The following is a 13,045-nucleotide window of genomic DNA, read 5'->3' as shown; positions in this document are numbered from 1 at the left end:
TCCTCAGATGGAGCGCTGATTGACACGTTTCATGAGTTCTTCCGCCGACTCTTTGCGTTCGGAATAACGATCCACCAGGTAGTCCTGGCGGTCGCGAAGCAGCAGCGTGAATTTCACCAACTCTTCCATCACATCAACGACACGGTCGTAGAACGGAGAAGGTTTCATCCGGCCGTTATCGTCGAACTCCATATAGGCCTTCGGCACGGAGGACTGGTTGGGGATGGTGAACATGCGCATCCAGCGTCCCAGCACTCGCAGCTGATTGACCACGTTGAACGACTGCGAGCCACCGCATACCTGCATGACCGCGAGGGTTTTCCCCTGGGTCGGGCGTACCGCGCCCATGGCCAGTGGCACCCAATCAATCTGCGCCTTGAACACCGCGCTCATGGAGCCGTGACGTTCTGGAGAGCACCAGACCTGCCCCTCGGACCACAGCATCAGCTCGCGCAGTTCCTTCACACGGGGGTGATCGTCGGGAGCGTCGTCTGGCAGCGGCAAACCGGACGGATTGAAAATCCGCGCCTCGGCGCCGAAGTGCTCCAGCAACCGAGCGGCTTCCTCTACCAGCAAACGACTGAAGGAGCGCTCACGGGTCGATCCGTACAGCAGCAAAATGCGCGGCTTGTGGATGGAGGTTTTTTCGATACCGAGTTTGTCTGTCGATGGGAGATCAACCAGTTCGGTATGGAGTTGGGGGATAGGGTCATCAAACATAGTCTTTGTCCTGCGCAACAGCGCTCTTGGATTCATCAAACCAACGGCGCTTCAACCAAAGAGCCACACCGACCAGTGAAATCAGTACCGGTACTTCCACCAGCGGACCAATCACCGTGGCAAAAGCGACTGGAGAAGCCAGGCCGAAGGTGGCAATGGCCACGGCAATTGCCAATTCGAAGTTGTTGCTTGCGGCTGTGAAAGCCAATGCGGTGGTGCGCGGGTGAACGCCACCAACCCGGCGACGTACTGATTGTTGCCACCTGCGATCTGATTCCAGACCAGCACCATCGCGATGCAACGCGCCAAGCCGATCAGGATCAGGCCCGTCATGTATTCCGGCTGGTCCCGCAAGAAAATGATCGCCAGCGCGAACATTAGTACCGGTCCGATGACCCAGTTCTGCACCAAAGACAAAACGAGGATGCGCTTGTCCTTGAAGACTTCCGGCAGTTCCTCATAACGGACCTTGGCCAGAGGTGGATACATCATCACGATCAAGCCGATAGCGATGGGGATGTTGGTGGTGCCCACAGAAAGACTGTTGAGCCACTGCGGCCAGCCTTCGAACAGGCTCCCCAAACCGATGCCAATGGCCATGGCCATGGCAAGAAAAATCCACAGGGTCAGGTATCGGTCCAGGAAGGAAAGGCGGCTTTTACTCATGGGCATTGCTCCTGTTGTTACAGCGTGCCAATCAGGGCCAGCTCTGCCTTGAGCTGTTCGGCATTCAGTTGGGAATGCGGTAAAGCCAGGAAGGCTTCAATACGGGTTTTGCTCTGCTCCAACGTGGCTTCAAAAGCCGCCTCGATCTCTGCTTGAGTCCCCTGATATTCCGAAGGGTCGGCCAACCCCCAGTGGGCCTTGGTGGCCGGCCCGAAAAATACAGGGCAGGCCTCACTGGCAGCCTTGTTGCACACCGTGATGACGAAATCAGGTGTCAGGGTCACATGGACATCGCTGGACTTGCTGCACAGCCCGAGCGTCGACATACCAGCGTTTTCCAGAGTCTTGAGACTCAGCGGATGCACTTCACCTTTGGGCTGACTGCCCGCGCTGTAGGCTTTCATGCCTTGCGGTGCCAAATGATTGAAGACCGCTTCACAAAGAATGCTGCGGCAGCTATTGGCTGTGCAGAGGAACAGGATTTTCATCGAGCGATCTCGTAGTCGAAGGCGGAATCAGGCGATTTTGCTTTCACAGCACGCGGCTGCCCGTTCAGGACGGTCACCCATTTCATCAAGGCGTTTGGCGTCTGGGCTCAACCAATGCTTGTTGCTTTCCAGCACGGTGGTCAGCACTTGATGGACCCAATCAGGAAGGTTCGGGTGCAGCCGGTAATACACCCACTGGCCTTGCCGACGGTCCGACAGCAAACCGCAACTGCGCAGCTGTGCGAGGTGTCTAGAGACTTTTGGCTGACTCTCATTCAACGCACAGGTCAGCTCGCAAACACAAAGCTCTCCTTCACGGGTGATGAGCATCATCGTGCGCACCCGAGTGTCGTCAGCCAGGCATTTGAAAACAGTGGTCGGTGTCAGATGGTCAGCCATATCGTTTCTCAGTGTTTGTTTTTGACCAAGACGAACATCTTGATGCGCTCATGAATTTCGTGAAGGGTGTGACGGAAGGCATCGGGTTTGGTGCTGGTGACCGGATCTTCAAAACTCCAGGCCAATGCCTCACCCGCTCCAGGTAAAGACAGGCATTCCGTTGCGGCTTTATCGCACAAGGTGATGACGTAATCGAAACGCTCACCTCGGAATTCGTCTATCGACTTACTACGTAAACCCTCTGAACTCACTCCGAGGTGGGAGAGTGCATCGAAGGTGCGTGGATCCACCTGAGTTGGAGTTGTGCCGGCGCCGAACGCCTCGAAATGCTCAGAATCGGTATGCCTCAGCAACGCTTGGGCCAGCTGGGAGCGTGCAGCGTTGGCAGTACAGACGAACAGGACACGGGCTTTGCTGGCCATTGTGAAGCCTCAGCTCATATGCGGTTTAACGAATATATGTTTTTCCGCATGCAAGGTAAAGAGCCAACGACCCGTTAATCCATCTAAACGATTGGACCCCGCCAAGCACCTTCAATGAAAGCTGGGTATTACGGCGCTAACCAGCCTTCCGTGTCTCTTCGAATATCTGCGGCGGTGTATATATGGTTTCCGTAATGAATCTGTCACTCACGCAGAAATGGGTCGCTCCTTGGTTCCCCCATTACGTTGGCAGTAACAACATTATTGGCAAAAAAGGGGCAATTCTTCCCTTTTCAATCCTTGTTCTTCACGGCTGGGCAGCACTCGCTCGCGAGCCCGCAGCGAATTTCTGTGGCCCGCGTGATCTGCCTGAGCAAACTCAACGCTCCCTGTCTGGCTTCGGCCGAGAGGTTCTCGATCATCGCTCGTTCTTCAGCAATCAGGTCTGCCCTGATTTTTTCGTATAACTCACGCCCAGCATCCGTTGCCTGGATTCGCACTGCGCGCCGATCTTCATCATCCTCAACGCGGGACACATATCTCAGTGCACCTGCTCAATGTCCTCAAGCAATTGGGAATCGCGACTGCCGTGGCCTTGGCCATCGGCATGGTGATTGGTCCTTCGCAAGTCCTGGCACGGGTGGCGGAGTTTTCCATAGGCAGGAACCTCCATCCAACCTGGTCCGCACGAGCCGGCGTGTTCTGCGGCCCCATCGCCGCCGCTTACGTTCTGGACAGTTTCGGAGCATCGGTACTGCTTAGCGTGATGTGCGGGTTTCTGTTGCTGTGCTTCATCGCCACTTGGCGTCTGCCAATTACGCAAAAGGCAAGTAATTAAGATGTTCCGGTAGACGCAGTGTTGAGCAGAAGAAAGTTGATATCCGGCATCAAGCGAACACTGGGTGCGATGCATTGTGAATGAAGCGCATCAAGCTGGGGATGATGTGAGAAGCATCTGGCCCGACGCCTCTAAGAGTTGCCGAAGCGAAGTTGCGCTGCTTTGGCTATTCCACAAAATACAAACCCGGTACGTGTTCCGCCTGCCCATTTCGTCAATTCCCCAATCGCCACTTCGGATTCGATAGCCCATCCCTCCGGAGTTTCAGCTGATTAGTTACGCCATGTATTAACTGATATTTCAGATCGTCCGTTTATCTTGATGAGCGTCATAAATATAGTGACCCCATCGTTCTCCAGAATCACTGCCAAGTTCAATGTTCCATAAAAAACCGGCGATGTTGGCTGGCAGAAGGGGAAATCACAAAGTTGAGCATCAACATGACCATATCGCGCCTATATTTGCCAAAACGGTACTGCTAATTCGAGCATCAACTGGTGCTCGTGGTCCTGAACAGAACTCAGGTCATTCATCGCTGTTCATTCCATAAAATTGGAGTTCAACCATTATGAAATCACGACGTATCGTAAGCGCCACTCTCGCCTTTAGCATGCTGTTGGGCGGGAGCACCCTGGCTGGTCAAGCCCTTGCGGCCGACGCTGCTGCCAGCCCCCCAAAATCCGCCAGCTCCTCCCCCAACCAGTTTCTTATTGAAAAGGTCAGCCCCGAATACTGGCGAGTGCAGATCAACAACCCGCCTTTCAACATCTATGGCCCGGATTCTACCTTCCAGTTCGAGAAGGTGATCAACGCGATAGAAAACGACACCAAACTCAAGGTGGTGGTTTTTGAAAGCAAGGTGCCTGGCTTTTTCCTGACCCACTACGATTTTGCGGAGCCTCTGGAGCGGACCCTGGAAATGCCCAACGGGAAGACCGGCCTGCCGCCCCTTCCGGACATGTTGGTACGCCTGAGCAAGTCCCCGGTGGTGTCCATCGCGATGATCAACGGCCGCGCCTCTGGCGTGGGCAGCGAACTGGCCCTGGCCAGCGATATGCGTTTCGCCAGCGACAAGGCAGTGCTTTCCCAATTTGAAATTGGCGCCGGCTTTGTTCCAGGCGGAGGCCCAATGGCGCGCCTGCCACGCCTTATCGGCCGCGGCCGTGCATTAGAGGTCCTGCTAAGCGGTAATGACATCGACGGCAAGCTGGCCGAGCGTTATGGCTACGTAAACCGCAGCTTTCCCGAAAACGAGCTGAACAGCTTCGTCGATGCTCTGGCCCGCCGCATCGCCACCTTCGACAAGCAATCTCTGGGCGAGATCAAAGAACTGGTGAATGTCGCTTCCCTACCTTCAAACGAAGACATCGGGAAGGAATGGCCCGCTTTTCTCAACTCTGTTCGACGCCCTGCCGCCCAACACCATATCGGTCGCCTGATGGAACTAGGCCTGCAACAAAAAGCTGATGTGGAAATTAATCTGCCCAAATATACCGGCCAGGTCAGTGCCGAGAAAAACTGAGGCGCAGGGATCGTGGCTAGCATGATGACGCACGGTCGAGTGGCAATTATCGAGTCGCGTCGAGTGGCCGCTAATGGCCGTCAAGTGGGGCCGGGGTGGCCCCACTCGATTCGTTGATCAAGCCTGCGCCGCCGCCGTCACCACTGGCCGGCCCGGTTTGCGCAGTGGGTCCAGGCGGGAGCCGGTGTAGCGGGTTTCGCGGAAGAAGCGCCAGCGGCCGAAGAGGCCGTAGACGTGGGTGACCCGGCCCTGTTCCTGATAGCCCATGCGGATGTGCAGCTTCAGTGCGGGGATGTTATGGGTTTCGCACACATCCACCACCTTGTTGCAGCCTTGCGCCGCCATGGCTTCCCACAGGGCAACCTGCACGTCCACCGACAGACTGCTGCCGAAGTAGGCGCGGATCATTTCTCCGCCAAACTCGAAGAACTCGCCGGGTTTGACCGGAAACCAGCAGCCGTAATAGTGGCGGTCGTGATAGTCACGGGTGCTGCCCCAAATGAAACTCACTGCATGACCCTCTTCGTCCAGGTACATGTGCCCGGTGTGACCTTCGGCGGCGAGCTCGGCCATGGTCTGCACACGGTCACCGAAGTGCCTGGTGAACGCGACGGCGTTCTCCGGGGTGATGGTGACCTGGCGCACGCCGGAGTAGGGGCGCAACTTGTGCGGCGGGACCGGGCTGACCAGGTCGCGCTCCATCCACAACAACTCCCAGTGAAAAAACACATAGCGTTTCCACAGTGTGCTGAACGTGCGGCTCAAGCCTTTTTGTTTGATTCGTTCGCGGAGTTTGTCGATCAGGCTCATGAAGCCCTCCTTGGCCGGGATTGGCCGTGCTTTTGGGTGAAGGTACTGATGGGTATAGATCACCATGGCAATTGCATGGCACGTCCTTTAACAGCGATTTGTTTCAATTTGTGTTTCAGTATTGACACAGTTTTTCCGGCGTCAAAAAGCTGCGCTCCCGTACGTCTGGAGAGGCTTTGATCGGGCATGAAAACGGCGGCTCATGGTCAGTCCATTACGGTCACCACCCGTCTGAGGACACGGTTTGCGGCCTCGCCGTAGGCCACCCTCGGCACCCCGGGCAAGCGTTGTTCGAGCAGGGCGCTCAATGACTCGCCCTGTTCCAGATAAGCATCGCCAAAATCGGCGCCGAGCTGGTTGGGGTGGGCGACGATTTCCAGCAAACCGTCAGCGGGCGGCGCGGCGTTGCGCAGGTCCACCGGGGTACAGACGTAGTCGGCGGTCGAGCCGGCCAGGCTGTTCAAACGGTGGTTGAGCAATTGTTTGAACAGGCGCTTGAGCAGGCTGAGGTTTTGCCCCAGGTTACGCGCCAGCCGCACGGGGACGCCTTGCCGGGCGGCGAACCGCGCGACGATCTCGCCGATGGGCCAGATGTTGTGCACGTGCTGATGGGAGTCCAGGTGACTGGGGCGCACGTCGTTATCCAGGCAACGTTGCCATTGCGCTTCGAGTTCTTCCTCGACGGCCAGGCGGTCCTGAAGACCAAGCCACAGGCGGGTGCGCGATAGGTTCAGGTCGAACACGCCGGCACTGTCACAAAAGGTCGGGCGCGAGAGAATACGCCGGCTCAACGGACTGCCGTAGGTCAGGTTGAAATGCAGGCCGATACGCCCCGCGAGCAGCGGATGTTGGGCCAGGGCACACGCCGCTTCGAAAGCCGGCATGTTGGCCATGGCCGTGGCGGAACTGATGATCCCGGCCTGGAACGCTCCCAAAATCACCGCGTTTTCGCAGGCGCTGAGACCGAAGTCGTCAGCGTTGACTATGACTTGGTGTGGCATGTTCACCCTCCATGAGTGTGTCGGTGGATGCAGGCGGCTTGACCGTCGGCGCCGCGACAGGCGCAGGGCTGCTGGCCGCTGCCGCGCGCTTGGCCCGCCACTGTTGCAACCGCGGTTTGACGTGCTGCCACAAGCGCAACGCCAGGCCCAGGGCCAGGCCGCTCGGGCGCCAGGAATAGAAGCTCCAGCGCCAGTGTTCCATGTGCCCGGTCATGCGCTCATGCAGTTGATGACTGGAGTTTTCCAGGCTGACCCGCGACGCGTCGATCCAGAACCAGTTGTCGTCCAGGCCCCAGCGAATCCATTCGTCGAGCAGCACCCGGCCGCTGCCCAGGTTGGCGTATTGCGGCAGGAACGCGAGGTTGTAGTCGTACAGCCGGCCCTGTTCCAGCAAGCCGAGGCGATAGCTGATGCAGCGTCCGTCCAGCTCCAGGGTCACCACCCGTACCAGACCTTGGGCGGCGAGGGCGGTGAAGGCCGTGTCCATCCATTGACGGTGACGCTCATCGGCAAAAATGCCCACGCCTTCATCGCCTTTCCAGCTCACCGCTTCCACCTCGGCGATGGCCTTGAGCAACGGCCCCATGGTCGTTGCATCGGGGGTAATGCGGCGCACTTGCGCGCCACACGCGGCAATCCGCTTGCGTGCCCGGCGCAATTTGTAGCGCGGGTCGCCGGACACTTCCTGGCGATCCGCATCGGTCATCAGATGCACCGGCGCGCGACAGCTGAGGCGACGCTCGGCAGTTGAACTGCGCGCAAGCCACGCCGTCAGCACACTGTCTTCGCCAGCCAGTTCATTGAGTTGCAACAGGGCATGGGGCAAGCGCCGCCGAACCTCGGTCAACGCTTTGCGCAAGTCTTCGGCCTCCACGCACGCGAGCAGCGCAAGACGATCGGCCAATGGGTAGCCCAAGTGATGCAACACTCGAAACGGCAACCCGCCGAAGCGTTCGACGGACGCCACCAGGGGCAGACACAAGACCAGTTCGTCAGCCTGCCACCCCAGCAGAACGTGCAACCGTTCGCCAGCCGTCAGTGCCTGTTGCGACGCAACCATCCAGGCCAGTGCGTTGAATGGCGTGTGGTCCATCACTCGCAGACGCAGCGCTTCATAGGCTGCTGCGGGAAAGTCTGTGGCGCACAACGAAGTACGCCATTCAAATCGCACGGTCATAGGCTCAGGCCACCGAAGGTGTTGCAGGTGAACGTTCCGGTTTGCGCAAGGCATCCAGGCGCGAGCCGGTGTAGCGGGTTTCACGGAAAAAACGCCAGCGACCAAACCATTCATACACATTCATGATGCGTCCCTGTTCCTCGTAACCCGTGCGTATGTGCAGTTTCAGCGCCGGGACGTTGTGCCACTCGCACACATCCACCACCTTGTTGCAGCCTTGCGCGAGCATGGCTTTCCACAGATCGGTTTGCAGGTCCATCGACAGCGACGTGCCCCAGTACCCGCGGCTCAGTTCGCCACCGAATTCGAAGAACTCGCCTTCTTTGACCGGGAACCAGCAGCCGTAGTAATGGCGGTCGTGGTAGTGGCGTGCGGCACCCCAGATGAATGCCACCGCGTCGCCTTTTTCGTCCAGGTGCATGTGACCGGTGTGACCTTCGCGGGCCAGTTCGGCCATGGTTTCCACGCGGTCGCCGAAGTAACGGGTGAAGGCCACGGCGTTTTCCGGGGTGATGGCGACCACTTGCAGCGGCGGATAGGGCTTGAGTCGATGCGGCGGTATGGGACTGACCAGGTCACGTTCCATCCACAGCAGTTCCTGGTGGGAATACACGTAGTGTTTCCAGGTTTTTTTCAGAGTGGCCCGCAGGCCTTTCTGTTTGATGTGTTGGCTGAACTTGTGCAATGCACTCATGTTATTGGCTCCTGTCGGGTGGACCCGCAAGTGGAGTAAACCAGCGCGCGGCAGCATGCCTGCGCGGCCAAACAGTCGAGCGGCGGTCATGAAGCGCTCCAGCTCAGGGCGAACAGGGTTTGCCCTGGCAGCTTGAAGCGCACGCGACCGTCGGTGCACGTGAAAGGTGCGTCACGGCTGCGGTTGTCCGCGCCGAAGTAACGCAATGAGCCGTTGGCCAATGGGCACGCCGCGCCATTGACGCTGACATGCTGCACGCGCGAGCCTTTGTTGACCCCCAACAGGCTGCGTTTGTGATCGTCGGCCATGGCCAGCACGTCGACCTCGAACGCGTTGTTTTCCAGACGCATCACAGCATGCAGCCAATGCTGCTGGATGAACTGCTGGGCGAGGGCGACCGGTTTCAGTTCGAAACGGTCGTCGCCGAGCATTCGCAACATGCCCTTGGGGTACTCGGGCTCGTCGGCGGCCTGGAACCAGTTGAGCATTTCCAGCAAACCGTCCTGGGACGCGTTGATCACCACCGAGGCCCACCACAACGAGGTGAAGTGGGTTTCCTGATCGTAAGGGCTCAGGCTTGAACCGCTGGACAGGTTGGTCTGGTCCAGCAGCAATGCCTTGCGTGGTCGACCGTTGGCGTCGAGGCCGACGAGGTCGGCGGCGCGGCGTACGCTGTCGCGATAAACCCGGGTCGCCAGCAGATCGCGGATCATCCACTCGTGCCAGGCCAGGGCATCGATCTGATCGCCGGATTCTTTCAACAGGCGCGCGGCCCAGTCGATGCCACGTTTGTCCGCGGCGTTGTCGGCGAACGGGCCGTTGACCAGCCGCGAACTGGCCGGCATGGCGATGCGCACACCGGCCCTGGCGTTGTCGGGGTTGCTGCGCACCTGCCGGGCCATGCTGGTGAAAATGCGCTGGTAGCTGGCGTAGTCGGCGTAGTTGAGGTTTGGCTCGTCGGCAAAACCGATGTAATGGGTCCCTTTGCCGCCGAGGGCGCGGGTCGCGGCAAGCCAGGCATCGAGCCCGGCATTGCTGGTGCTGTCGGCGCGCAGATCGGCCTGGCGCTGGCTGCCGGCGAGCAGGGTGATGTCATGGGTGATGCCGAAGCGATCCTGATACAAACGACGGAACGCGTCTTCGTAATGCGGCTGTTTTGCCGTGATGTCGACGAAACTGTAATAGGCACCGGCCTGGGGCTTGATGGCGTCGAGCACGGCGTAACTGGAAGGCGGCGGCATCACGTAGGGCAGGGCGATTCCCAGCTTTGGTGTGTTGCCGACGACGTCCTTGTGCAAGGTCAGGCGGGTTTCACCCTCGTCCTCGCGCAGAGGCTTGAGCTGTTGCGGATTCTGCGCGAACAAATTGGCCGTGCCGTCGAGCCAGAACGCGGCCTTGCCGCTGCCTTGCAGGCGCAGGCGCCAGACTTGCTCGGTGTCGGCTACGGGCAAGGCGACCTGATCGAATTGCCAGTAAGCGCGGTACGGTTTCAGCGCCAACGAAACGTGCCGACCATCGCCGATACGTTGCGCTTGCAGGGCGCCGACACCCCCGTGGAACTTGCCTGCCAGTACCGCGTGTTCACCGGCGGCGACCTTGAAAAACAGCTCGTCGCCGTCGCGGGTTTCCGCGCTGAAATGCACCTTGGCCGGGGCGAACAACGCCACCGTGCGCTCGTCATGTTCGACCTTGTAGCGGCGAAAACTGTAGCCGGGAATCTCCAGTTGATAACGGCTGGCGCCCGGCAACAGCGGCCAGCTCTGGCTGCCCCGGGTTTCGCTGGCGGCAATCTTGCGTTCGCCCGACAACTTGCCCTTGCCGTCGAGCAGGTACAGGTGTTCTTCGTTGGCATCCGCCTGCCACGCCGGCACCCAGCGCACGGTCACGTTATCGGGGCGATCCGCTTGCAGATACAGGCTGCCGTCACGAATGTCGGCCCAGCGCATCGGCCCGGCATAAGCGTCGAGCGACAGACCCAGACCCACCATCAGGGCAAAATATTTCATGCCGATTTCCGTTGCAGGATTTGCAGCATCGGTGCCACGTCGCTGGGCAGGATGATCAGGGTTTGCCACAGCGGCACATGGCTCAGGCGGCAATACATCACCAGCAATGCGACGGTCACCGCCAGGTACGCGATGGACGAAGCGGCGGCCGCGCCGACGATGCCGTAGGCGGGAATCAGTAACAGGTTCAGCGCCAGGTTGAGCAAGGCGCCGAGGCCCATCAGCAGCGAAATCGAACCGGGACGATCCTTGCCCAGTAAATCCAGGCGCAGGATGCTCGCGTAGCACAAACCGAGCAGCCCCGGCAGCAGCGCGAGCAAGGCCGGATACGCGGGCTGATAGGCGACACCGAACAGCGTGACGATCAGCCATTCGCCGATCACCGCCATGGTCAGGCACGCGCCGAGCATCACCGTGGCGGTCAGGCGCAGGGCCAGTGGCGTGACTTTTTCGATGCCTTCTTCTTGTTGCAGCAAACGTTTCATCAACGGCGTGGTCACCGCTTCCGGGACGATCAGCAGCAACTCCGCGGCGGCGCTGGCCATGGCGTAATGACCCAGCGCGGTGCTGCCGAGCAGGGCGCCGATGAACAGATAGTCGGAACGCAGGATCACTTGCTGGAACAGCAGGTCCGGATGGCTGCGCGCGCTGAAACGCAGCAATTCGTTCTGACTGGCGCGGTCCCATTGCAGGCTCAGCGGTTGATTACGCTTGAGCCAGACCCAACCGACCAGCACCACCAGGCTGATGCCCGCCAGCCAACTGATCAGCGCAGCTTCCAGCGCGGCGCTTTTCCACATCCAGAATAACCCCAGGAACAGCAGCAGCGGTGCCAGCGACTCGATCAGGCGCAGGGCGTTGAACGCCACCACGCCGCCCGAGGCGTTGTGCAATGTCAGCAGCCCGCTCTTGAGCACGGTCAGCGGTACCGCCAGCAACAACAGCCAGGCCAGCAGGCCGAGCTGCGTGGTGATGTCCAGTTCGCTGCCGAATTCACGGGTCAGCGCCACCACCAGCAAGGTCAACAACCCCGCGAGCAAACAGCCGAACACCAACACCTGACTGAGCAACAGGCCCATCGGCCGTTGCTTGGCCGCCTGGTAACCCACCGCCGAATTCAGCCCGCCACTGGTGGCGGCGCTGATCAGGTCCGGCAGGGTGCTGAGCAACGCGAACAGGCCGCGTTCACTGGGCCCGAGAATCCGCGCCAACAGCACGTTACGCAGCAAGCGCAGGCTGATCATCGCCAGCTTGGTGCCCATGCTCAGCGCCAGGTGCTTGAGGTAATGGCTGCGACTCATGGGCGCGCCCCACGGTAGATGCGCCAGGACAACAGATCCGGATTGCGCGCGGTGCGCTGGCTCACGCCAAAACGCGGCAGGGCCCGCGGATCGTTGGCGCCGCGGTAGATGCCGGTGCCGGTGCCCAGGGCAAACGGGAAGTCGTGGTCGGCCACGTGTTGCCGCACCCGTTCGTCGTTGTCACCGTTGGGGTAGCAGTAGACCGGCAACGGCCGGTTGCAGCCATTCAACAGGGCCTGACGACTGCGGCTCAATTCTTCATCCAGGGTTTGATCGTCGAGGCCGGTAAGGATCGCGTGACTGGCGCCATGGGGTCCAAAACGGATCAGGCCGCTGGCCTCCAGCGAACGCACCTGTTGCCAGTCCAGCGCTTGCGGCAACGACTCTTGCGGGCACTCATCGGTCAGCCGATTGAGGTCCTGGGGCGACAGGGTTTTCAGGTTCTGCAGAAAGTGCAGCAATGCCAGGCTGCGCCGTTGCACATCCGGGTCATCACACTGTGCCGGCAATGGCCGACCCATCTGCTGCAAGCATTCGATCAGGTGCGCGCGGGCCTTTTCACCGTGGCTGTTCCACAGGGTTTCGCCGATGCTTTCCCACCAGAAACGCTGGCGGCTGCCGATGAAGTCCGTGGACAGGAAGATACTCGCCGGCACCTGGTATTTCTGCAGAAGCGGGAAGGCGTTCACCGCGTTATCGCGCCAGCCGTCATCGAAGGTCAGCGCCACTTTTGGCCGCTCGGACCTGAGACTGCCCGGTTGCAGGATTTCCATCAGCGGCACGCAATCGAAGTGTTTTTTCAGCCAGGCCAGCAGGTGCTCGAAAGCCTTGGGTCCGACGCACAGTTCATTGCGATGCGGCAGGTTGGCGGCGGCGTCGTTGGCCAGCACCCGGTGCAGCATCAGGATCACTCCGGCGCCATGCAATTGCTGGCGCCCCACCGAGGAATTGAGGTAGAGCCAGCCGCTGGTGCGCTTCAGTAATTGTTTGATCGCCATGGC

General features: G+C 59.7%; 13 protein-coding genes and 2 pseudogenes. 2 read left to right on the top strand and 13 right to left on the bottom strand.

Going from position 1 to position 13,045, the window contains the following annotated elements:
• Window positions 1-3: 3 nt before the first annotated feature.
• From arsH to BVK86_RS30090, 6 genes and pseudogenes are all read right to left on the bottom strand, one after another.
• Window positions 4-720 carry an arsenical resistance protein ArsH gene (arsH, locus tag BVK86_RS07075; protein ID WP_075945752.1) on the bottom strand — a complete coding sequence of 239 codons (717 nt, stop codon included), beginning with the start codon at window positions 718-720 and terminating at the stop codon, window positions 4-6.
• Window positions 713-1,386, bottom strand: a pseudogene (locus BVK86_RS07070) (arsenic resistance protein). Before BVK86_RS07070 ends, arsH begins: the two are co-directional and overlap by 8 nt.
• Before the next feature lie 17 nt (window positions 1,387-1,403).
• The gene (locus tag BVK86_RS07065; protein ID WP_075945751.1) at window positions 1,404-1,874 is read right to left on the bottom strand and encodes an arsenate reductase ArsC; all 471 of its coding nucleotides are present in this window, start codon (window positions 1,872-1,874) and stop codon (window positions 1,404-1,406) included.
• Window positions 1,875-1,901: 27 nt separating this feature from the next.
• Window positions 1,902-2,273, bottom strand: coding sequence for a metalloregulator ArsR/SmtB family transcription factor (locus tag BVK86_RS07060; protein WP_075945750.1), 372 nt, complete (start codon window positions 2,271-2,273; stop codon window positions 1,902-1,904).
• Between the two features lie 8 nt (window positions 2,274-2,281).
• The gene (locus BVK86_RS07055; RefSeq protein WP_075945749.1) at window positions 2,282-2,695 is read right to left on the bottom strand and encodes an arsenate reductase ArsC; all 414 of its coding nucleotides are present in this window, start codon (window positions 2,693-2,695) and stop codon (window positions 2,282-2,284) included.
• 293 nt (window positions 2,696-2,988) lie between these two features.
• A pseudogene (locus tag BVK86_RS30090) lies at window positions 2,989-3,234 on the bottom strand (MarR family winged helix-turn-helix transcriptional regulator); the annotation flags it as partial.
• A gap of 5 nt (window positions 3,235-3,239) precedes the next feature.
• On the opposite strand from BVK86_RS30090, the gene BVK86_RS07045 reads away from it, so the two are divergent.
• Entirely contained in the window at window positions 3,240-3,533 is a 294-nt protein-coding gene (locus tag BVK86_RS07045) for a hypothetical protein (RefSeq protein ID WP_075945748.1), read from the top strand.
• Window positions 3,534-4,101: 568 nt separating this feature from the next.
• Complete coding sequence (locus tag BVK86_RS07040) at window positions 4,102-5,055, top strand: enoyl-CoA hydratase/isomerase family protein (protein ID WP_075945747.1); 954 nt, start codon at window positions 4,102-4,104, stop codon at window positions 5,053-5,055.
• A gap of 117 nt (window positions 5,056-5,172) precedes the next feature.
• Here the strand turns inward: BVK86_RS07040 and BVK86_RS07035 are convergent, their stop codons facing one another.
• The 7 genes from BVK86_RS07035 to BVK86_RS07005 form a co-directional block, all read right to left on the bottom strand.
• On the bottom strand, window positions 5,173-5,865 hold the full coding sequence (locus BVK86_RS07035) for a GNAT family N-acetyltransferase (protein ID WP_075945746.1): 693 nt from the start codon (window positions 5,863-5,865) through the stop codon (window positions 5,173-5,175).
• Window positions 5,866-6,071: 206 nt separating this feature from the next.
• Window positions 6,072-6,866 carry a ChbG/HpnK family deacetylase gene (locus BVK86_RS07030; protein WP_075945745.1) on the bottom strand — a complete coding sequence of 265 codons (795 nt, stop codon included), beginning with the start codon at window positions 6,864-6,866 and terminating at the stop codon, window positions 6,072-6,074.
• Window positions 6,838-8,043, bottom strand: coding sequence for a GNAT family N-acetyltransferase (locus BVK86_RS07025; protein ID WP_075945744.1), 1,206 nt, complete (start codon window positions 8,041-8,043; stop codon window positions 6,838-6,840). Before BVK86_RS07025 ends, BVK86_RS07030 begins: the two co-directional genes overlap by 29 nt.
• 4 nt (window positions 8,044-8,047) lie before the next feature.
• A complete protein-coding gene (locus BVK86_RS07020; RefSeq protein ID WP_075945743.1) occupies window positions 8,048-8,737 on the bottom strand; it encodes an N-acetyltransferase in 690 nt (229 codons plus the stop codon).
• An 86-nt stretch (window positions 8,738-8,823) separates the two neighbouring features.
• Window positions 8,824-10,743: a hypothetical protein gene (locus tag BVK86_RS07015; protein ID WP_075945742.1), complete on the bottom strand. Its 1,920-nt coding sequence runs from the start codon at window positions 10,741-10,743 to the stop codon at window positions 8,824-8,826.
• On the bottom strand, window positions 10,740-12,044 hold the full coding sequence (locus BVK86_RS07010) for a lipopolysaccharide biosynthesis protein (RefSeq protein WP_075945741.1): 1,305 nt from the start codon (window positions 12,042-12,044) through the stop codon (window positions 10,740-10,742). Before BVK86_RS07010 ends, BVK86_RS07015 begins: the two co-directional genes overlap by 4 nt.
• Window positions 12,041-13,042, bottom strand: coding sequence for a polysaccharide deacetylase family protein (locus tag BVK86_RS07005; RefSeq protein WP_075945740.1), 1,002 nt, complete (start codon window positions 13,040-13,042; stop codon window positions 12,041-12,043). Before BVK86_RS07005 ends, BVK86_RS07010 begins: the two co-directional genes overlap by 4 nt.
• Window positions 13,043-13,045: the final 3 nt, after the last annotated feature.

The sequence above is a fragment of the Pseudomonas reinekei genome (genome assembly GCF_001945365.1).
GTDB classification, from domain to species: Bacteria; Pseudomonadota; Gammaproteobacteria; order Pseudomonadales; family Pseudomonadaceae; genus Aquipseudomonas; species Aquipseudomonas reinekei.
The sequence above is the reverse complement of the archived record's forward strand: the minus strand, read 5'-3'. Positions and strand labels throughout refer to the sequence as shown.